13 protein-coding genes are annotated in these 20,198 nt (G+C 74.5%); 6 read left to right on the forward strand and 7 right to left on the reverse strand.

The genetic code is table 11. The features are described 5' to 3' along the window. Window position 1: 1 nt before the first annotated feature. Window positions 2-1,858: a DrmB family protein gene (gene drmB, locus ACW69E_RS20180; RefSeq protein WP_457499671.1), complete on the forward strand. Its 1,857-nt coding sequence runs from the start codon at window positions 2-4 to the stop codon at window positions 1,856-1,858. Window positions 1,859-1,986: 128 nt separating this feature from the next. Here drmB and trmB read toward each other — a convergent pair whose 3' ends face one another. Both trmB and ACW69E_RS20190 read right to left on the reverse strand, forming a co-directional pair. After that, window positions 1,987-2,721 (reverse strand): tRNA (guanosine(46)-N7)-methyltransferase TrmB, encoded by a 735-nt coding sequence (gene trmB, locus ACW69E_RS20185; RefSeq protein ID WP_457499685.1) that lies wholly within the window; start codon window positions 2,719-2,721, stop codon window positions 1,987-1,989. A 222-nt stretch (window positions 2,722-2,943) separates the two neighbouring features. Then, window positions 2,944-4,245, reverse strand: a complete 1,302-nt coding sequence (locus tag ACW69E_RS20190; protein ID WP_457499672.1) for an alpha/beta hydrolase — start codon at window positions 4,243-4,245, stop codon at window positions 2,944-2,946. Between the two features lie 154 nt (window positions 4,246-4,399). Here ACW69E_RS20190 and ACW69E_RS20195 point away from each other — a divergent pair, with 154 nt between their 5' ends. Then, window positions 4,400-5,251 carry an SAM-dependent methyltransferase gene (locus ACW69E_RS20195; RefSeq protein ID WP_457499673.1) on the forward strand — a complete coding sequence of 284 codons (852 nt, stop codon included), beginning with the start codon at window positions 4,400-4,402 and terminating at the stop codon, window positions 5,249-5,251. A gap of 41 nt (window positions 5,252-5,292) precedes the next feature. Here the strand turns inward: ACW69E_RS20195 and lhgO are convergent, their stop codons facing one another. After that, the gene (lhgO, locus tag ACW69E_RS20200; protein ID WP_457499686.1) at window positions 5,293-6,585 is read right to left on the reverse strand and encodes an L-2-hydroxyglutarate oxidase; all 1,293 of its coding nucleotides are present in this window, start codon (window positions 6,583-6,585) and stop codon (window positions 5,293-5,295) included. A 136-nt stretch (window positions 6,586-6,721) separates the two neighbouring features. Continuing rightward, complete coding sequence (locus tag ACW69E_RS20205; protein WP_457499674.1) at window positions 6,722-8,212, reverse strand: MFS transporter; 1,491 nt, start codon at window positions 8,210-8,212, stop codon at window positions 6,722-6,724. A gap of 725 nt (window positions 8,213-8,937) precedes the next feature. On the opposite strand from ACW69E_RS20205, the gene ACW69E_RS20210 reads away from it, so the two are divergent. Next, the gene (locus ACW69E_RS20210; protein ID WP_457499675.1) at window positions 8,938-11,133 is read left to right on the forward strand and encodes an asparagine synthase-related protein; all 2,196 of its coding nucleotides are present in this window, start codon (window positions 8,938-8,940) and stop codon (window positions 11,131-11,133) included. An 88-nt stretch (window positions 11,134-11,221) separates the two neighbouring features. Here the strand turns inward: ACW69E_RS20210 and ACW69E_RS20215 are convergent, their stop codons facing one another. Together ACW69E_RS20215 and ACW69E_RS20220 are read right to left on the reverse strand one after the other, a co-directional pair. Then, window positions 11,222-13,105, reverse strand: coding sequence for an NPCBM/NEW2 domain-containing protein (locus tag ACW69E_RS20215; RefSeq protein WP_457499676.1), 1,884 nt, complete (start codon window positions 13,103-13,105; stop codon window positions 11,222-11,224). A 315-nt stretch (window positions 13,106-13,420) separates the two neighbouring features. Continuing rightward, entirely contained in the window at window positions 13,421-14,359 is a 939-nt protein-coding gene (locus tag ACW69E_RS20220) for a TetR/AcrR family transcriptional regulator (protein WP_457499677.1), read from the reverse strand. A 378-nt stretch (window positions 14,360-14,737) separates the two neighbouring features. Between ACW69E_RS20220 and ACW69E_RS20225 the strand changes: the two genes are divergently transcribed. Both ACW69E_RS20225 and ACW69E_RS20230 read left to right on the forward strand, forming a co-directional pair. Beyond that, window positions 14,738-16,087, forward strand: coding sequence for an NAD(P)/FAD-dependent oxidoreductase (locus ACW69E_RS20225; RefSeq protein ID WP_457499687.1), 1,350 nt, complete (start codon window positions 14,738-14,740; stop codon window positions 16,085-16,087). Between the two features lie 173 nt (window positions 16,088-16,260). Next, on the forward strand, window positions 16,261-18,021 hold the full coding sequence (locus ACW69E_RS20230; protein ID WP_457499678.1) for an ATP-binding SpoIIE family protein phosphatase: 1,761 nt from the start codon (window positions 16,261-16,263) through the stop codon (window positions 18,019-18,021). Window positions 18,022-18,063: 42 nt separating this feature from the next. Here the strand turns inward: ACW69E_RS20230 and ACW69E_RS20235 are convergent, their stop codons facing one another. Continuing rightward, entirely contained in the window at window positions 18,064-19,365 is a 1,302-nt protein-coding gene (locus ACW69E_RS20235) for an MFS transporter (RefSeq protein WP_457499679.1), read from the reverse strand. Window positions 19,366-19,526: 161 nt separating this feature from the next. Between ACW69E_RS20235 and ACW69E_RS20240 the strand changes: the two genes are divergently transcribed. Continuing rightward, the gene (locus ACW69E_RS20240) at window positions 19,527-20,084 is read left to right on the forward strand and encodes a MarR family winged helix-turn-helix transcriptional regulator (RefSeq protein WP_457499680.1); all 558 of its coding nucleotides are present in this window, start codon (window positions 19,527-19,529) and stop codon (window positions 20,082-20,084) included. Window positions 20,085-20,198 lie beyond the last annotated feature (114 nt).

A 20,198-nucleotide genomic window follows, 5' to 3' on the forward strand; every position in this document is an offset into this window, starting at 1 on the left:
CATGGCACGTCGATCCTCGGCCGGCGCCTCCGGCACCGCAGTGCGACAGGAGAAGGTCCGCAGGGCACCACTGGGTTCGGTACGACGTGCCCAGCAGATCACCACGTACGGCGTCGGAGCGATGATCGCCATCGGCGATCAGTCGTACATCGTCAGCGGCCTGGACACCTGGGACATCGGGGACGCCGACATCCTGTCCGAGCCGCGTCTGCAACAGCGTCTCGGGGTGAACGGCTTCCGGCTGCCCCCCGCGGCTTCGGCGCCCACCGGGAAAGGCGTGAAGGTACGTCGCTTTCCCGAGACCTACTCCTGCCCGAAGTGCTGCGCGCTGAGGCCGTTCCGGGACTTCGGCGGTCGGCGCAACGACAATCTGTGCGGTGACTGCGAGGCTCCTCTCGTGCCGTCCCGCTTCGTCGTCGCGTGTGCCCACGGCCACCTCGACGAGTTCCCGTACTGGCGATGGCTGCACGCCCGGCGTGGAGAGGAACGCAGGGCTCGCCGCGGTTGCGATCGGACGAAGGCCCGGTTGACCCTCCACAGTGAGGGACGAACGGCCAGTCTGCGCGGCATCGTGATCAAGTGCGACTGCGGTGAGAGCGGATCGCTGGAGGGCGCCTTCAGCCGGGACGCCATGGACGCATTGGGGATCACCTGCCGAGGCGGCCGCCCCTGGTTCGGCAGGGGCGCACGCGAGGCGAACTGCGCCAGTCCCCTCCGAGTGCTGCAGCGTGGTTCGTCCGCGGCCTGGTTTCCCAATGTGGCCTCCGCACTGTCCATCCCGCCGTGGCACCGCAAACTGATGCAGCTGGTCGAACGGCACAAGCGGCATCTGGTCAACAAGAGCGACGAGCGCATCGAGGAGTATGCCCGCGACGAGGGTTGGCTCGACAAGGGGCGCTACGGCGTCGAGGAAGTGATCGGGGCGGTACGGACACTGGAGAGCGCCGGCGAGCAGCCACAGGAGGACCCCGAGGAGAACACCGAGTTCGAGGCCGCAGGCAGGATCCGGCAGGAGGAGTACAGGCAGCTGTGCAGGGAGACTCCGGAAAACCCGGAGAACCAGCATTTCGTCTGTCTGCCTCCGGAGAACGCGGGCGAACTGGAAGCACCGGGAATCGGCCAGATCATGTTGGTCAAGCGACTTCGCGAGGTACGGGCACTCCACAGCTTCACTCGTATAGAACCGCTTGCGTGGACCAGGGAGGACCGGGAACGCGCGGTCAAAGTCGCACTGGACGACGACATCGACTGGCTGCCGGCCATCGAGGTCATCGGCGAGGGGGTTTTTGTCGCGCTGGACCGCGAGAAGCTGTCGGCCTGGGAATCGCTTGCCGGCCCCAACTCCCCCGAGGCTCGCGCGCAACGGCTGCGTCGTAACCATGAGCGCCATCTTCGTAGGCATGCCAGAGATCGAAACGTCCCTGTCCGTTCCTCGTTGACCTCGCGGTTCGTCCTCCTTCACACTCTGGCGCACGCGCTGATCAACGAGTGGAGTCTGGACTGCGGCTACCCCGCCTCCGCGATCCGAGAGCGTCTCTACGTCAACGAGGAGATGGCCGGCGTGCTCCTCTACACCGCCACCAGCGATTCGGCGGGAAGCCTCGGAGGTATCGTCGCCCAAGGAGATCCGGAGAAGCTGGCGAACTCGCTGAAGTCGGCGCTCGAGCGGATTTCGTGGTGCTCGGCGGACCCTCTTTGCATGGAGTCCGACGCGAGCGGCGTGAACAGTCTCAACCTCGCCGCCTGCCATGCCTGTGTTCTGCTTCCGGAGACGAGTTGCGAGATGAACAACATCTTTCTCGACCGTGCTCTCCTGATCGGCACACCTGACGAGAAAATACCCGGCTTCTTTTCTTGAGCAGGCGTGCAGCCACGCTCAGTACCGACCTCGTTCTCCCTACTCCCGGCTCCTGGGGAGCGAGGTCGGGCCGGGCGGACTCCGGTGGCGACGACCGGCCGGGCACGCACGCCCCGCCGCCGGCCCGGTCAGGGGAGGCGGCGGAAGAGGAGGTCGCGGACGACGTGGCCCTTGTCCAGGCCCTGCTGCTCGAAGCGGGTCAGCGGCCGGAAGTCCGGGCGCGGCGCGAAGCCGCCGTTCGCCTGCGTGTTCTCCAGGGCCGGGCAGTCGGTGAGGACCTGGAGCATCTGCTCGGCGTACGGCTCCCAGTCGGTGGCGCAGTGCAGCAGCCCGCCCGGCCGCAGCCGGGAGGCGGCCAGCTCCACGAACTCCGGCTGGATGATGCGGCGCTTGTGGTGGCGCTTCTTGGGCCACGGGTCCGGGAAGAAGACGCGGATCCCGGCGAGGGAGCCGGGGGCGAGCATCTCGCGCAGCAGGATGATCGCGTCGCCGTTGGCGACCCGGACGTTGGACAGCCCCTGCCGTTCGGCCTGCCCCAGCAGGTTGCCCTGGCCGGGGGTGTGGACGTCGGCGGCGAGGATGCCGGTGTCCGGGTCGTCGGCGGCCATCCGCACGGTGGCCTCGCCCATGCCGAAACCGATCTCCAGCACCACGGGCGAGCCGGGCGGGAGGGGGTCGAAGAGCTCGTCGAGGTCGAGGCGGCGGTCGCCGTCGATCTCCACGCCCCACTTCGGCCACAGCCGCAGCAGCGCGTCACGCTGGGCTGCGGTGACGCGGCTGCGGCGCGGCTGGAAGCTGCGGATGCGGCGCTCGTGGCGGTCCCCGACGGGGTTGGCGGAGGGGCCGGTGCCGTCGGGGAACATGGCGCCGGGCGCGCTGGACGCGCTGTGCGCGCTCCGGCCCTCCCGGTCGGGGGCCGCGAGCGCTCCACGCGCTCCGGGGTGCGTTCCGGGCGTCTCGGTTGCTTCCGCCGCTTCGGCGGGCTGGGGATTCTTCTCGGACACAGTGCGTACGAGTCTACGGCCGCCCGGCGCGGACCCCGGCGGCCGCGGGACGGCCGGCCGCCGGGCCCCGGGGTCCGGGCGTCAGTCCAGGCGGGCGAACCAGCGCGCGTTGTGGGCGATCGCCCGCCGGTAGGTGCCGGAGTGGTTCGCGTCACCGTGGTGCACCACCTCGGCGTACGCCCCGTGCCGGGCCAGGTCGCGCACGCAGCTTCCGGTGTTGGCGACGGGCACGTCGCGGTCGCCGTCGGAGGTGTGCAGCCGCACCGGTACGCGCGGCGCCCAGTCGCAGACGCCGTCGTTGAGCCGGATCACCTCCGCGAGCGTGCCGGAGGGGTGCCGCAGCCGCTCGTACCACTGGTCCGTCAGCAGCTCCTCCACGGTGCCGGGGAGCCGCCGGACGATCTCGTCGTCCGGGTGGTCGTTGTCGAAGAGTGCCTCCACGCGGTCGGCGTACGGTGCGCGGAACACCTCGCGGGGGTCCTCGTAGAGCGGGTGGAGCCTGTTCTGGGCGACCAGGAAGTAGGTGAGGTAGAAGACGCCGGAGACGCCTTCGACCCGCCCGTCGAACAGCGCGGGCAGCTCCACGCCCTCGATGTCGTACGGCCCGGCCACCGGCGCCAGCGCCCGCAGCCGCAAGTGCCGGTCCGCGCCCCGCGCCAGCTCCCGGCCCAGGGCCATGGCGACCTGCCCGCCCTGGGAGAAGCCGGTGACGTACACCTCGCCGGTCAGCCGCCGGCCGTGGCCGCGCGCGGCGGTGCGGGCGGCGCGCAGCGCGTCCAGGGAGGCGGAGACGGAGGAGCGGGTGTCCACGTACGGGTGGGTGCCGGGGCCGGTGCCCAGGCCCAGGTAGTCCGGGGCGACGGCGGCCCGGCCGCCGGAGGCGTAGAGGAGGGCGCCCAGGATCGAGACGTTGTCGCCGGTGGAGGGGGCGTAGCCGCGGTAGGCGGTGGTGCCGTGCAGTTCGGAGACGGTGGCCAGGCGCTTCCCGCCGCCGTCCGGCAGGACGAGGAGGGCCGAGGCGGTGGTCGGCTCCCCGGCGGGGGTGACGGTGGCGTAGACGATGCGGTGGGCGGCGATCCCGTGGCGTACGGCGGAGGCGTCCACGCCGTCGGCGGTCAGGAACTCCCCCAGCCGGCCGGAGGTCAGCTCGAACAGGGGCGTGGTGGACAGCAGGGCGCCCCGGGCGTGCCGCGCGGTGCCCGCCGTGCCCGCTGTCTCCGCCGTGCCCGCCGTGTCCGTGCCGGCGCGTACGGCCGCCGACGCGGGCACGGCGGTCAGGGAGAGCAGGAGGGCGGCGGCGAGGGCGGCGGCTGCGCGCCGTGCGCGCCTGCCGGGGAGAAGGGGGGCGGGCCGGGAGCCGGGCCGGGTGTCGTTTTCCGTCATGCGGACGATCGTTCCGCGGTGTCCGGGGCTCCGGAATGCGGGCGCCCACCGGGCCGGGCCGGGGGAGAACCCCACCCCGGTCAGGGGGTGGGTGGGGGCTGACGCGGTGTGCGATCGTGTGCCCCTCACGGTCGGCACCGAGGAGGCGGACAGGATGGCGGACGGAACGGCGGACGAAGCGGCGGGCAGGACCGCGGACGGGGCGGCGGGCGGCGGCGCGCGGCCGGGTGACGGCAGCGGGATCGACAGCTCCCGGCCCCACTCGGCCCGGATCTGGAACTACCTGGCGGGCGGCAAGGACTACTACGAGGTCGACGCCGACGCCGCCGAGAAGGTCCTGGCGGCCTTCCCCGGCATGCGCGACATCACCCGCGCCTCGCGCGCCTTCATCGGACGCGTGGTGACGCACCTGGCCGGGCAGGAGGGCATCCGGCAGTTCCTGGACATCGGCACCGGCCTGCCCACCAGGGACAACACCCACGAGGTCGCCCAGCGCACCGCACCCGAGTCGCGGATCGTCTACGTCGACAACGACCCCCTGGTGCTGGTGCACGCCCGCGCCCTGCTCACCAGCTCCCCCGAGGGCGCGTGCGACTACATCGACGCCGACGTCCGCGACCCGGAGAGGATCCTGGCCGAGGCCGCGCGGACCCTGGACTTCTCGCGTCCGGTCGGGCTGATGCTCATGGGCATCCTGGGCCTGGTCCCCGACTACGACCAGGCCCGCGCGGTGGTGCGGCGGCTGGTCGAGGCCCTGCCGCCGGGCAGTTTCCTCGGCCTGAACGACGGCTCCACCGCCGACCCGGTCTACGTCCAGGCCATCGAGAACCACAACGCCCGGGGCACCGCCACCCCCTACACCCCGCGCAGTCCGGAGGAGATCGCGGGCTTCTTCGAGGGGCTGGAACTGCTGGAGCCCGGCGTCGTCTCGTGCTCGCGGTGGCGGCCGGAGGGCGAGCCGGGGCCGGAGACGGCCGTGTACGGCGGGCTCGCGCGCAAGCCGTAGGGCCGCGACGGCGCGGCCGGGCCCAAGCGGCGCCGCGGGCCTCAGCGCGTGGCGTCCAGCGCCGCCAGCGCCCGCCGCGCCACCTCGCGGCCGATGGGCAGCGAGGCCGTCGCCGCCGGGGAGGGCGCGTTGAGGACGTGGACTGTGTGCGGGGCCTCGGTGATCAGGAAGTCGTCGACCAGCGCGCCGTCCCGCCCGACCGCCTGGGCCCGCACCCCGGCCGGGGCGGGGCGCAGATCGGCGGCCTCCACCTCCGGCAGCAGCCGGCGCACCGCCTCGGTGAAGGCCGCCTTCGACAGCGAGCGGCGCATCTCCCCGGCCCCGTAGCGCCAGTGGCGGCGGGCGATGTGCCAGAAGCCGGGCCAGCCCAGCGTCCCGGCCAGATCGCGGGCGCGGGCGGTGCGCCACCGGTAGCCCTCGCGGGCCAGGGCGGGCACGGCGTTGGGGCCGATGTGGACCGAGCCGTCGATGCCGCGCGTGAGGTGGACGCCCAGGAAGGGGAACGCCGGGTCCGGCACCGGGTAGACCAGGCCCCGCACCAGCCAGGCGCGCTCCGGGGCCAGCTCGTGGTACTCCCCGCGGAACGGCACGATCCGCACCGGCGGCGCGTCGCCCGCCAGCCGGGCCACCCGGTCGCAGTGCAGTCCCGCGCAGTTGACCATGGCGCGCGCCCGCACCACCGCACCCGCCGCCGTACGGACGGCCACGCCCACACCCGGGCGGCGGTCCACGGCGACCACCTCCGCGCCGTGGCGCACCTCGGCCCCGGCCGCCTCCACCAGGCGGGCCAGCTCGGCGGCGACCGCGCCGTAGTCGCAGACGCCGGTGGTGGCCACGTGGATGGCGGCCAGGCCCTTCACCTGCGGCTCGTACTCGGCGATCTGGGCCGGGCCCAGTTCGCGCACCGGGATGCCGTTCTCCCGGCCGCGCTGCACCAGCGCGTGCAGCCGGGGCAGCTCGGCGCGCTCGGTGGCGACGATCAGCTTCCCCGTCACCCGGTGCGGAATGCCGTACTCCGCGCAGAACTTGACCATCTCCGTCGCGCCCCGCACCGCGAAGCGGGCCTTGAGCGAACCGGGGCGGTAGTAGACGCCGCTGTGGATCACCCCGCTGTTGCGGCCGGTCTGGTGCCGGGCCGGGCCGTCCTCCTTCTCCAGCACCACCACCCGCGTACCGGGCCGGGCGCGGGTGAGCGCGTACGCCGCCGACAGGCCGACGATCCCGCCGCCCACCACCAGCACGTCGCAGTCGTACGCCGCGCGCCGCGCGGTGGGCCCGCCGGCGGAAGGGGACGGGGAGGAGGCGGCCGAGGAGACAGTGGACACGTCCTCCATCATGGCCCGGAGCACCGACGGACAACCGTCCGGCCGCGCACCGGACATCCGAACGGCCCCCGGGAGCGGCCCGTACCGCCCGCGCCAGGACACACCGGACACGCGGGGCGCACCGGGCGCGCGGCGCCCACCAGGCTCACGCCGGGGCGGCGAGCAGCGGGCGGGCCCGCTCCCGCAGCTCCGCCACACGCGGCTCGTCGCCGTACGGCTCCAGCCGGTGCAGCAGGTCCCGCACGTACTCCGTCGTCCGCGCCGAGGAGATCCGCCCGGCGACCTCCACCGCCCGGGTGCCCGCCGCGCAGGCCGCGTCCAGATTGCCCGACTCCAGCTCCGCGACCGCCGACACCACCAGCCGCAGACCGTGCGAGCGGACGAACTCCTCCGTCGGCCGCGACAGCGCCTGCTCGGTGAAGCGGCGCACCTGGCGCGGGGCCTTCAGATCGCGGTAGCACTCGGCGGCGTCGGCGGCCAGGCGGTCGTAGGAGTAGAAGTCGAGCCAGGACGGGTCCGGGTCGCCGTCGCGGGAGCGCTCCAGCCAGCCCTCGGCCGCCGCCAGCGAGGTGCCACAGGCCGCCGACTCGCCCGCCTTGGCCAGGGCGCGGGCCTCGACCAGATGGAAGAAGCTCATCGTGCGGGCCGTGGCCAGACCGCGGTTGCGCTCCAGCGCCGCCTGCGCCAGGTCCACGCCCTCGTCGGCGAAGCCGCGGTACGTCGCCTGCAGCGACATCGACGCCAGCACGTATCCGCCCAGCGGCACGTCCGCCGCCGCCCGGGCCAGCCGCAGCGCCTGGATGTAGTAGCGCTGCGCGGCCTCCTGCTGACCGGTGTCGAAGGCCATCCACCCGGCCAGGCGCGTCAGTTCGGCGGTGGCGCCGAACAGCGAGCGGCCCACCTCGTCGCTGTAGGAGCCCAGCAGCAGAGGGGTGGCGTCCACCCGCAGGCACTCGGGCACCATCGACGAACGCCAGTCGCCGCCGCCGTACTTGGAGTCCCAGCGCCGGGCCTCCTGCGCGGCCTCCCGCAGCTTGACCACATCGCTGTGGCCCACGCGCGGGGACGCGGGGGCGGGCGGGGGCGGGCGCTGCTCGTCGGCGGGGCCGGGGACCGGGCCGGCGGCGCCGGTCAGGACGGCCCCGGCCAGGGGCGAGGCGTCCCGCGCCACCGAGCTGTCGGCGGGCTTGATGAGCCAGCGCGAGGTGGGCACGGCGTAGGCGCTCACCGAGAACGAGCCCGCCAGCGACTGCCACACGCCCCCGCCCCCGCCGCGCCGCCCGGCCGGATCCAGCCGGTACAGCTCGGTGGCCGACCGCACGGCCGCGCCGACGTCGCGGGGGAAGGACAGGCCGACCTCCGGTGCCGGATCGGCGTCCGCCAGGCCGATCTCGTGCAGCGGGACGGGACGTCCCAGCTTGCTGCCGATCGCGGCGGCGATCAGATGGGGGGCCACGCCCTGCGGCACCATGCCCTTGGAGACCCAGCGGGCGACCGACGTCTTGTCGTAGCGGAGGGTCAGTCCTCTCTGCGCCCCGAGGTCGTTGACCCGGCGGGCGAGCCCGGCGTTGCTGATCCCGGCGAGGGCGAGGACGGCGCCGAGTTTCTCGTTCGGCCCGCGTGGCTCCCTGGACATGCGCACCCCTGACACACACCGACGGCCACCCCGTGCCGCGCACACGGGGCATTCGTCAACCCAGCGTAGTTCGCCGCATCCCTACCGTTAAGGGGCGTCTTCCGGGATGGCGGGATTCGTGCAGGCTCCGCGGCGCGCGGGCCGGCGGCGCGCGAACGGCGCGCGGGACGCCGGCGGGCACCCCGGGCCGCACCGCGCATGCTCCCCCGGCGTGTGCTCCGGGTGTGTGCCGGTGCGCCTGTCCGTGCGCTCTGTGCGGCCCGCACAGGGGGCGTTTCCATGGGTGCTGCGTGGGTCGGCCCACTGCACTGGAAGCAGTGGGCTGGGGGAATGCCGTCGTCCCATTCCCCGCGGACGGCGGTCCGGTCCGGGAGGCGGTGAAGCCTCCCGGACTGCCGCAGAGGCGCCGGCGACGCACCGGCGACTCGCCGGCAGGGCTCCGACAACGAGCCGACGAGACGCCGACGATGATTCGTTAGGCATATCTCACGGCAAATATTTGGCCGAATGACGCCGCTCCCCGCGGAGCCGTCGAGCGGGCCGTCACGGCGCCGGGGCCCGGCGCCGGCTTCCGCGCGTCCGCGTGCCCGGGCACCTCCCGCACGCCCATCCCGTGGCAGCATGGTCCGCAGCGACGGCGGTTGACGGCTGCCGACGGTGACCCGCCACCGATCGGCCGCCGCCGACGGCGAGTTACCGATCCACGGGGCCATGCGGAGGCGGCGATGCGGTGGTTGGTGGGATGGGCCGCAGACCACGCCTCCGGCGCGGGCGGCGCGGCCAGACCCGGGCAGACGATCCAGCCGGTGGGGGCACGGCAGTTGTGGGACGGCCCCGACCCGCTGTGGGCGGTCGGCGACTGGCGGCCCGACGAGGTGCGCCTGGTCGAGGCCGACGGCGGCAGCAGACTCGCGGTGCTGGGCCACTGCGGCGCCTCCGACGAGCAGCTGCGCATCGGACTGTTCGCCGCCCGCGGCGGCGCCCTGCGCCATCTGACCGCCTGGCCCGGCAGCTACACCGCGGTCGTACGCGTCGGCCGCCGCGTCACCGTCACCACCGACCTCGCCGGAGCCCGGCCCGTCTTCCACACCCCGTGGGCGGGCGGCACCGCCTACGCCACCGCCGCGCTGCCGCTGGCCGACCTGATCGAGGCGCAGCTCGACGTCGGACACCTCGCCGCCCTGCTCGCCTGCCCCGACGCGCCCGAGGCCCTGGGCGACGGCACGCCCTACGCGGGGGTGCGCCGCGTGGCGCCCGGCCACGCGCTGGTCATGCGCGACGGCCGCAGCCGCGAGACCGTCAGCTACGAACCCGCCGTCCCCACCGTCGTCGCCGCGCCCCCCGTCGACGCGGAGGCGGCGGTCGCCGGGGTGCGCGAGGCGCTGGTGGAGGCCGTACGGGTGCGGCTGGCCGCTCCGCGCCACGCACCCGTGCCCGACCTCGGCAGCCTCGACCCCGGACCGGTCCCCGGCATGGGACCGGCCCAGCGGCTCGCGGACCGGCCGGGCGGGCGGGCCAGGGGCCCCGCCCCCGGCATCGGCGCCGACCTGTCGGGCGGCAGCGCGTCGGCGACACTCGCGCTGCTGGCCGCCGGACTGCCCGGCGTCCCGGGCACGGTGTACGGCACGCCGGGGACGTCGGCGGGCGAACGGCTGCTGGCCGTCACCTTCAACGACCTCACCCTGGACCCGCTCTCGGGGCGCGAGGCCGAACTGGAACGCGCCCGCAGCATCGCGGAGAACCCCCGGCTGCACCACGTCGTCGTCGCCGTCGGCGAGGAGGCCCTGCCGTACGCCGGGCCCGGCGGCGGCCCGCTCGCCGACGGGCCGCTGACCGACGAGCCGGGCCCCTCGCTGGTCGTCGCCGAACGGCACCGGCTGCGCCTGGCGGCCGGCAGCGCCGACCACCTGTCCGGATACGGCGCCCGCGAGGTGCTCGACGCCCACCCGGCCCGGCTGGCGGACCTGCTGCTGGACCGGCGCCGCCGCCATCTGCTGCGGCCGGTCACGGCGCTGGCGAAGGCGGAGGGCGCGAGCGGGCGCTCGGTGCTCGTACCGCTCACCGTCTACCGCGCGGCACGGAGGCTGGCCCGTACGCCGTACCGGGACGGGGTGCTGGAGACGGCGCGGCGGCTGCGGGAGCGGGACGTCGCCGGGGCCGGGGTGGGCTTCGGAGCCTGGAGCGCGGGCGGTGCGGGCGGGGTCGTCCACGAGGCCGGGCCGGGCGTCCTCGACGCCTCGCTGTCCGCCCTCGCCTGGTGCCGCCCGGGACCGGCCGCGCGCTGGCTGACGGGGGAGGCGCTGGCCGAAGTATCGATTCGGCTGGAGCGGGCCGCCCTCCGCCCGGCGCCCGGGGAGACCGGCACACGCCCGGGGGAGCGGCGGGCGCGGGCGACGCTCGCCCGGCTGGCGGCCGACCACCGGATACTCGAACAGGCCGCGGAGGTACGCAGCCAGCGACTGCACGCGCCCTTCCTGGACAACCAGGTCGTCCGCGCCTGCCGGGCCCTTCCCGAGGCGCTGCGCGTACAGCCGGGGGCGCGGGCGGCAGTGCTGCGCGCCGTCCTGGCGGGGGCGGGCGTCCACGAACTGCCGCCCGGCTGGGGTACCCCCTCCCGTGCCACCCACACGGCGGCGGCACGGACCGGGCTGCGGTCCCGCGTCGGCGACCTCATCGATCTCTTCGACGCGCCCCTGCTGGCCGACGCGGGGCTGGTGGAGGCCCGGGTCGTACGCAGGGCGCTGCGGGCCGCGGCCGAGGGCGAGGCGCTGCCGCTGGACGGACTGGCGGAACTGGTCTCCACCGAGGTCTGGCTGCGCCGGCTGCTGGCCCGCCGGGGCAGCTGCTGGACGGGCACGGGAGCGGCGACCGCCGGCCGGCGCGCGGTCGCCGGAGGAGTGCCGCCGCGCCCCAGCCTGTGAGACGGGCTTGGGGCCGGGCTCGTGACCGGGCCGGGGCTCGCCCCCGCCACGCCGCCGGTCACCTCGCGAACACCGGCCGCGGGACGGGTCAGCGGCAGCCGATCCGCGCCTGGGCCCAGCCCGCCATGACCACCGAGTCCAGCAGGCCGTCCGGCTCGACCACCAGCCGGAGCGTTCGCACCCCGGTCAGGGGGACGTGGACCGGCGCCGGCTCCTCGCCCCGCCGGACGACACCCGACTCCCACAGCCGGGCCCCGTCGCCGTACACGGAGAACCGGACCGCCCCCCGCAGCGCCGTCAGATCGTCCACCCCGGCGAGCGCCTCGAACGAGACGCAGTCGCCGCCCAGATCGACCACCACGGAGGAGTGGGCGGACACCGTCACCCCGTAACCCCGGTCCCGGCCGCCGATGCGCAGCTCCGAGCGCTGCCACAGCCGACTGCTCCCCTCCCGTACGGAAGGCCCCTCCGAACCGCCCCCACGGGGCAGCAGGTCGAGCCGGTGGACGGTGGTCGCGGACTGCCGGGGCGCCGACGGGGAGGCCGGCGGAGACGCCGGTTCGGACGCGGGACCGGCGGCCCCGCCGCTCCCCGGCCCGGAACCGGGCGCGAGTGCCCCGGAACCCGGCTCCGCCCCGGACTCGTATCCCGGCCCGCCTCCGGACGACGGCGCGGACGGGAAGCCCGACTCCGGGCCCGGCTCCGGGCCGGTGCCCGACGGGACCGTTCCCCGGCCCGGGAGGTCCTCACCCTCGTCGGCCGCACCCCGCGGCGACACGGTCTGCGCCCTCGAACCCCCCGCCTCCGCCGCGGGCCCCGTCTCCACCCCGCCGACCGCGCCGTCCGCAGACGGCCGCGCCCCCGGCCCCCGGTACGGGCCTTGCGACGGCCGGCCGTCGATCACCAGCGCCAGCGTCAGCGCGGTGGCCACGGCCGCGGCCATCACCCCGGCCGTCACGCCCGCCCTGGCGGTCGATCCCAGCCCGTCGAACACCGCGGCCCCGCTGCCTGCCGCACCGTCCATGCCTCCGGCCGTCGCGGCCGGACCCACCGCCCCGGCCATGGAGTACGTCCATGCCGAACGCATCCCCGCGGGACACGCCTCGGCGGTGCCTCCTTCATCCGCTTCCTCCGCGCGGCCCCGCGCCGCGTACGCCTGCGCCGAACCCACCGCCGGGTACGGCGAGTACACGTCCGCGCCCCAGCCCACGACCGCCGACGGCAGCACCACCCGGAGCCGTTCGCAGGCGTCCCTGGCGCCCAGTGCCGCCGACCGGCAGTCGGCGCACCGCTCCAGATGACGGCGCAGCCCCCGGTCCGCCCGGGCCCGCAGCCCTCCGCGCACATACGTCCCCAGCCGGTCGGCACGGCGTGCGCACTCGCCACCCGCCGCCCGCGTCCCGGCGGTGCGCAGCGTGAGGTAGGACTGCTGCAACCCCTCCCTCGCCCGTTGCGCCAGCGCCGCCACCGCGTCCTCCGCCATACCCAGCAGCGGCGCGACATCCCGCGGCGGCTCCTCCTCGATCACGGTGTGCCACAGCACCACCTGCCACCGCTCGGGCAGATCGCGGAAGGCGCGCACCGCGGTGGACCGCTCGGCTCTCCGCATGGCCCGCACGTCCGAATTCGCCCCGGAAGACCCCTCGCCGCCCGGGGAGTCGGCCGCCGCCGTGAAGACCGCGAAGTCCTCGACGAGCAGATCCCGGCCGCTCGTCCCCGCCCAGGCCGCCGCCACATCACGGACCGCCGCCAGCAGATGGGTGCGCACCGCCGTGTCCGGCCCCGCACCGCCGCGCACGGCCAGCAGCGTGCGCGCGAAGACCTCGTCCGTCAGGTCGTTCGCGGTCGCCGTGTCCCGGCAGCAGTGGCGTACGTAGCGGCGCACCGCGTCGGCGTGCCGCCGGTACAGCTCCTCGTACGCCCGGGTGTCCCCGCCGCGCATCCGCGACACCAGTTCCGCGTCGCCGGGCACGGCGTCAACAGAGCCCCCGGCCTCCTCCGCTCCGTCCACACCCTGTGAACAGCGCGGCTCCCCCCGCCCGTCAGCACCCAAAGCGAGAACCCCCGTACACACAGTCGCCACCGAACACCGGCAAAGCGTGTCACGGTGAGGGCCGCGCATTCCCGGCCGTGCGCCTCAATCACCCGTCCGGGGCGGGAAACCCCGAAATGGTACGCACTCGGCGCCCGTACGAGGTATGGAGGTGTGGGAGTCGAACGGCGGCGGCGTGAATCTGGCCGAAAAACGCTGCTCCGCCGTCGTGTCACCGGCGTCCCGGGCCCCGCCTCAGGCCCCCACGGGCTTGGCGTACCGCGGCCTGAGCCCCTCCAGCAGGATGTCGAGCAGCCGCGCCGAGGCCGCGGCCTGCTGCACCGCGTTCGGCAGGGACGGCGCCGCCGTGGCTATCACCAGCAGTATGTCCGCGACCGTCACATCGGACCTCAGCTCGCCGGCGCCCTGCGCCCGATCCACCAACCGCCCGACGACATCGAGCAGTTCAAGGACGCCCGCGTCTTCCTCGGCGGTCCCGGCGTTCTCGTTCCCCCCGGTGCTCCCGGTGCTCCCGGTGCTTACGGCGCTTACGGTGTTCTCCCGCTCCCGGTCGGCCCGACCGTCCACCAGCCGCAGCCCGGCCTGCCCGTGCCCACCGCCCTGCGGCGTACGCTCTCCACCCGGGCCGGCGCCCATGTCCCCGGCGGCCCCGCCCGGCCCGTCGGCGAACGACCCGACCCGCAGTATTCGGGGCGGCAGCAGCCGCCCGGCACCCGAATCCACCGAGGTGCGCAGGAACCGGGAGAGCGCCGACCACGGCTCCTCCTCCTGCCCCAGCGCCTCCCTGGCCTGCTCGGTCAGCCGCGCCGTCTCCTCCTGCGCTATGCGCCGCACCAGTACGTCCTTGCTGGGGAAACGCCGGTAGACCGTACCGACCCCGACCCGGGCCCGGCGCGCGACGTCCTCCATCGGAGCGCCGTAGCCCAGCTCGCCGAAGACCTCGCGGGCGGCGCGCAGCACATGCTCCAGATTGCGCTGGGCGTCGACCCGCAGCGGCGTCGTACGCCTGCTCCCCCTGGCACTCCCCCCGTCGGCCGCGCGCGTGGCCCCGTGGCCTCCGCCCGCCCTGCTCCCCGGGCCGACCCCGTTCACCGGGCCCGCCCCGCCGTCCGCGGAGGAGTCGGCGATGACGGCGGTCGACCAGCGAGAGCCCTGAATGCCCTGAATATGCATGTTGTATTCCCCCGGTTGTATGGCCTCCCCCCGGAGGCCCCCCACCCTCTGTCGCCGGGACACGGTCATGGCTCCGCCCGGCGTGCTACGAACATAGTTGAGCCCCGGTCACGAGAGAAGAGAGATGTTCCGCCACCTCCGTCCCCGATCGGAGTACGCCGTCCATCCCCCCTTCCGCACTCCCTCCGGACACCCCTCACACCCCCTCTGAGCTGCTCTTTCCCTCCACCCGCGGCGAATTCGCGAGCCCGGGCCGGAGCCCTCCGCCGGTCATACGTTTCCCAGGACCTGTGGACAAACGTCTGCCCGCGGGTGCGTCATGGACGGGTGACGAAGGAACCCGCGCGCATTCTCGTGGTCGGAGGCGGCTACGTCGGCATGTACACCGCCCTGCGTCTCCAGCGGCGCCTGAAGCACGAACTGAGACACGCGCGGGAAGGCGGCGGGGGCGTACAGGTCACCGTGCTCGCCCCCGACCCCTACATGACCTACCAGCCCTTCCTGCCGGAGGCGGCGGCCGGCTCCATCTCCCCGCGCCATGTCGTCGTCCCCCTGCGCCGGGTGCTGCCCCACTGCCGGATCGTCATCGGCGAGGCGAAGTCCGTCGACCACGCCCGGCGCACCGCCACCGTCGGGACCCTCGCCACCGAGCACGCCGGCACCGGTCCCGTCGAGGTGCCCTACGACGAACTGGTCCTCGCCCCCGGCTCGGTCTCCCGGGCCCTCCCGGTCCCCGGCCTCGCCGACCACGGCATCGGCTTCAAGACCGTCGAGGAGGCCATCGGCCTGCGCAACCACGTCCTCGAACAGCTCGACATCGCATCGTCCACCCGCGACCCCGCCGTCCGCGACGCCGCCCTCACCTTCGTCTTCGTCGGCGGCGGCTACGCGGGCGTCGAGGCGCTGGCCGAACTCGAGGACATGGCCCGCTACGCCTGCCGCTACTACCACAACATCCGCCCCCGGGACATGAAGTGGATCCTCGTCGAGGCCACCGGCCGCATCCTCCCGGAGGTCGGCGAGGCCATGGGCCGCTACGCCGTGCGCGAACTGCGCGGCCGCAACGTCGACGTACGCCTGGAGACCCGGCTCGACTCCTGCGAGAACCGCGTCGCCCAGCTCAGCGACGGATCCCGCCACCCCTGCCGCACCCTGGTGTGGACCGCGGGCGTCAAGCCCCACCCCCTGCTGGAGAGGACGGACCTCCCCCGCGACGGACGCGGCCGGCTGCGCTGCACCGCGGCCCTGCGCGTCGAGGGCACCGAACACGCCTGGTCGGCGGGCGACGCCGCCGCGGTCCCCGATCTGGCGGCGGGGAGGTCCCGGGCCCGGGGGGACGGGGAGGGACCGCCCCCGGAGTGCGCGCCCAACGCCCAGCACGCCGTACGCCAGGCACGCCTGCTGGCCGACAACCTGGTGGCGTCGCTGCGCGGCCGGGAACCGGCGGAGTACGAGCACTCGTACGCCGGCTCCGTCGCCTCGCTCGGCCTGCACAAGGGCGTCGCCCATGTGTACGGCCGCAGGCTCAAGGGCTACCCTGCCTGGTTCCTGCACCGCGTGTACCACCTGAGCCGGGTGCCGACGGTCAACCGCAAGGCGCGCATCCTCGCGGAGTGGACGCTCGCCGGCCTGTTCAAACGTGAGATCGTCTCGCTCGGCTCGATGGAGCACCCGCGCGCGGAGTTCGAACTCGCCGCGGGCACCGGCCGCCACCCCGAGGGCCCCTGACACCCGTCGGTGCCGTCGGTCACACTGGACGTGTGACCATGGGTGGGCCCGCGTCAGCGAAGAGTCACCGGCGGGCGCGGCCGGCGCGACGGGCCCGCGGGCACGGGCAGCCGCCCGCACCCGCACGCACACACCAGACACGAGAACATCGGAATCGGATCGGACCGCACGCAGTGAACTTCACGCGCTGGAGCGCCCGGCTGCCCGGCACGCAGCGGCAACGACGCCTCGCCGCCAGGGCCGTACGGCGCCCGCCCGAGGCACCGGCCCCCGCCGGGGCCGTCCCGGCCGCCCGGGACGAGCACGGCGAGCCGTCCGCTGCGGACACCGGAGGAGCGGGGCAGGGCGCGAGACGCGGCCTCGACGGCCTGCCCGCACAGGACCTGCCCGCACAAGACCTGCTCGGCCAGGTCCCCGCCCTGGTCGCCCTCGTCCACGGCCCCGACCACCGCATCGCGTTCGTCAACGACGCCTATGCCGCGGCCTTCGGCCCCCGCGAGCCCGGAGCCCCCGCCCGCGAGGCCCTGCCGGAGCTGGCCGAACTCGGCCTCCTCCCGCTGATGGACCAGGTCCTGCGCAGCGGCAGGCCCCGCACGGTCAAGTCCCGCCGGGTGGAGGGCCGCGCGGGAGGACGGGGAGACAGGAGCCCCGGAGCCGTCGGCGGCGGCGGCACGCGCCCGGGCTACTACACCTTCACCTGTACCCCCGTCGAGCTGAAGGGCCCCGGGGCGCGGCGCGGCGTCCTCGTCTTCGCCGCCGAGGTGACCGATCAGGTCGAGGTGGCCGAACGGCTGCGCGTCAGCGAGCGCCGACAGCGCGAGGCGGCCGTCACCCTCCAGCGCAGCCTGCTCCCGCAGCAACTGGAGCAGCCCGACGACCTGCGGGTGGCCGCCACATACCGCCCGGGTGGCACCGACGCGGCGGTCGGCGGCGACTGGTACGACGTCATCACCCTGGGCGCGGGCCGCACCGCCCTGGTCATCGGTGACGTGATGGGCCGCGGGGTACGGGCTGCCGCCGTCATGGGGCAGCTGCGCACGGCCGTACGCGCGTACGCCCGGCTGGACCTGCCGCCCCACGAGGTGCTCCAGCTCCTCGACGGGCTCGCCGCCGAGATCGACCCGAACCAGATCGCCACCTGCCTCTACGCCGTCCACGACCCCAACGAGGGCCGCCTGGTGTACGCGTCCGCGGGCCACCTGCCGATCCTCGTCCGGGACCCGGACGGCACGGTCCACCGCACCGACGAGTCCACCGGCCCGCCCCTGGGCACCGGCGGCTGGCTGCACACCTCCGCCTCCGTCCCCTTCGGCGAGGGCTCGGCCGCCGTCCTCTACACCGACGGCCTGGTCGAGCGGCGCGACGCCGACATCGACCAGGGCATCGAGGTGCTGGAGGATGCCTTCGCCGGAGCGACCGGCAGCCCCCAGGTCGTCTGCGACCGGCTCCTGAGGGCCATGGGCATCACCGCCGAGCACGACGACGACGTCGCGCTCCTGGCCCTCCACCACCCGGTCCGCACCGGCCACGACGCGGAACTGTTCCACAACGCCGCACTCGACCTCCTGGGAGGGGTCGAGGCCGCCCCGCGCGCCCGCGCCTTCGCCTCCGGAGTCCTGACGAGCTGGCGGTTCCCCCGGGAGCTGCACGATCTGGGCGTGCTGGCCGCCAGCGAGCTGGTGGCCAACTCCCTCCAGCACGGCACCCCGCCGATGTGCCTGCGCCTGCGCCGCACCGACCGCCGCCTGATCGTCGAGGTGACCGACGGCGACGACCACCTCCCGCGCCGCCGCCGTGCCGAACCGGTGGACGAGAGCGGCCGGGGCATCTCCATCGTCGCCACCATCGCCTCCGCCTGGGGATCGCGCCGCACCCCGGGCGGCGGGAAGGCGGTGTGGTGCGAGTTCGCGCTTCCGCAGGCCGTACCGCGTTAGACCGGCCGCGCCGGCCGTTCCGCGCCGGCCGGCCCGGACGGGTCAGGCGGCCCGCGCGGGCTCGGCGGACCGGGCCGGCACCGAGGCGGCGACCACCAGGGACGCCCTCAGCGGGTTGTCCTGCTCGGCGGTCAGCCTGCGTCCCAGCAGCAGGGCCAGCACGGTGACACCGAGCGAGCACAGCACCAGCATCACGATGTACGGCCCGTGCAGCGTGGCCCCCATCGGCCCGCCCACCGCCGGACCGATGGCCAGCGCCAGCTGCTTCACCAGGGCGAAGGCGGAGTTGTACCGCCCGACCATCCGGGCCGGAGCCAGATCCGCCACCAGCGGCGCCACGGTCGGCGAGAGCATCGCCTCGCCCAGCCCGAACAGCGCGTACGTGGAGATGATCGCCGCGACGGCCAGCGCATGGCGGTCGGCCACCAGCCCGGACGCCCCGGCCGCCAGCCACGCCACCGTCCAGATCAGCCCGACCAGCGCGATCACCCGGCTGCGCCGCCGCCGTTCCACCACCCTGAGCACGACGAACTGCGCCAGTACGATCACGGCCGTGTTCGCGGCGAGCGCGATGCCCAGCGTCGCCGGGGAGATCCGCGAGGCCTCGACCGCGTAGGCCGAGAGCCCGGACTCGAACTGCCCGTAGCAGGCGAAGAACATCACGAAGCCGAGCGCGGAGAGCGTCACCATCGCCCGGTCGGACAGCAGCTCCCGCCAGCCTCCCCCGGCCGCGGCGCCGTCCTCGCCGCCGTGGGCGGAACACTCGACACGCGGCCCGTCCGGCAGCCGCACCGTCGCCACGGTCGCGCCCAGGACCAGATACATCGCCGACTCGATCCCGAACAGCAGCAGGAACGACGAAGGCCGCTCGGTGTCCACGACCAGACCGCCGAGCAGTCCGCCGACGCCGAGCCCGAGGTTGTTGAGGAAGAACTGCGTGGCGAAGGCGCGCGAGCGCGTCGCCGTGGTGGAGGACCACACGATCATCGTGGCGAGCGCGGGCTGGATCACCGAGAGGCCGGCACCGAAGACGGCGGCGGACACGTACATCGCCGCCACGCCTTCCGAGAAGGCGATGCCGAGCGAACCGGCGGAGGCCAGGACCGTTCCCGCGACGGCGACGGGCAGTGGACCGCGACGGTCGATCACCCGCCCGGTGAAGGGCAGCACCACCAGCGCGGCCACGGCGAAGAGCGCGAGCACCGTCCCGGCGGTGGCCGCGCCCAGGTTCCGCACCTGGGCCACGTAGATGAACATGAACGGGACGGTGAAGCCGTTGCCGAACGCGCTCAGCGCGTTCCCCGTCTGGATCCGGCGCAGCGCGGCGCCCGTCGCGGTGGTCACACTCACCTGCCTCTGAGTCCGGTGCCGTCCGGGCACACATGGGCGGCACACATGGAATGGGGGAAGAAGCCCGAAGAGAGACTTCGAAGCTAAAGTTCGACACTAAAGAGTACACAGGCGAAGACTTCGAAGCGAACGAGTTCATGCCATACTCCGGTCCCATGCCCGACCAGCCCCCCTCGGACCAGGACCGCGGCCCCACGCTCGACGAGCAGATCGCCATCTACCAGCGCGAGTACGGTGAGCTGGACCCCCAGGTGGAGAAGATCGTCAACGCGCTCAGCCGCCTCGACCGGCGCATGAGCGTCGCCTACGGGCGTCAGCTCGCCACCCTCGGCCTCAACCACGCCGAGTGGGAGGTGCTGAAGGAGCTGGTGATGGCGGGCAGGCCCTACCGTCTGGGTCCGGGAGCCCTCGCCAAACGGCTGGGGCTCACCCCCGCCGCCATGACCCACCGCATCGACCGCATGGCGACCGCCGGCCTGGTCACCCGGGAGCGGGACGAGAACAACCGCGTACGGGTGATCGTCGAGCTGACCGACGACGGCCGCGAGAAATGGCTCCAGGTGATGCGGATGGCCTCGGTCTTCGAGGAGGAACTGCTCCAGGACCTGTCCGGCGAGGAGCGGGTCACCCTGGGAGAACTGCTGACACGCCTGCTGCGCCGGGTGGAGGACACCCAGCCGGACGCCGGCGGCCGGCTCAGCGACCTGGACTGACCGGCTGGGCGGAGCCCCGCGCCCGACCGGCTGGAGGGGGTCACGGGCACCGCTTGACAGCCGGTGGAGCGATCCGTAAGGTACTCCGAGTTGCCAGGGAGCCGGAACGGTTCG

The sequence above is a fragment of the Streptomyces sp. SS8 genome (genome assembly GCF_054072955.1).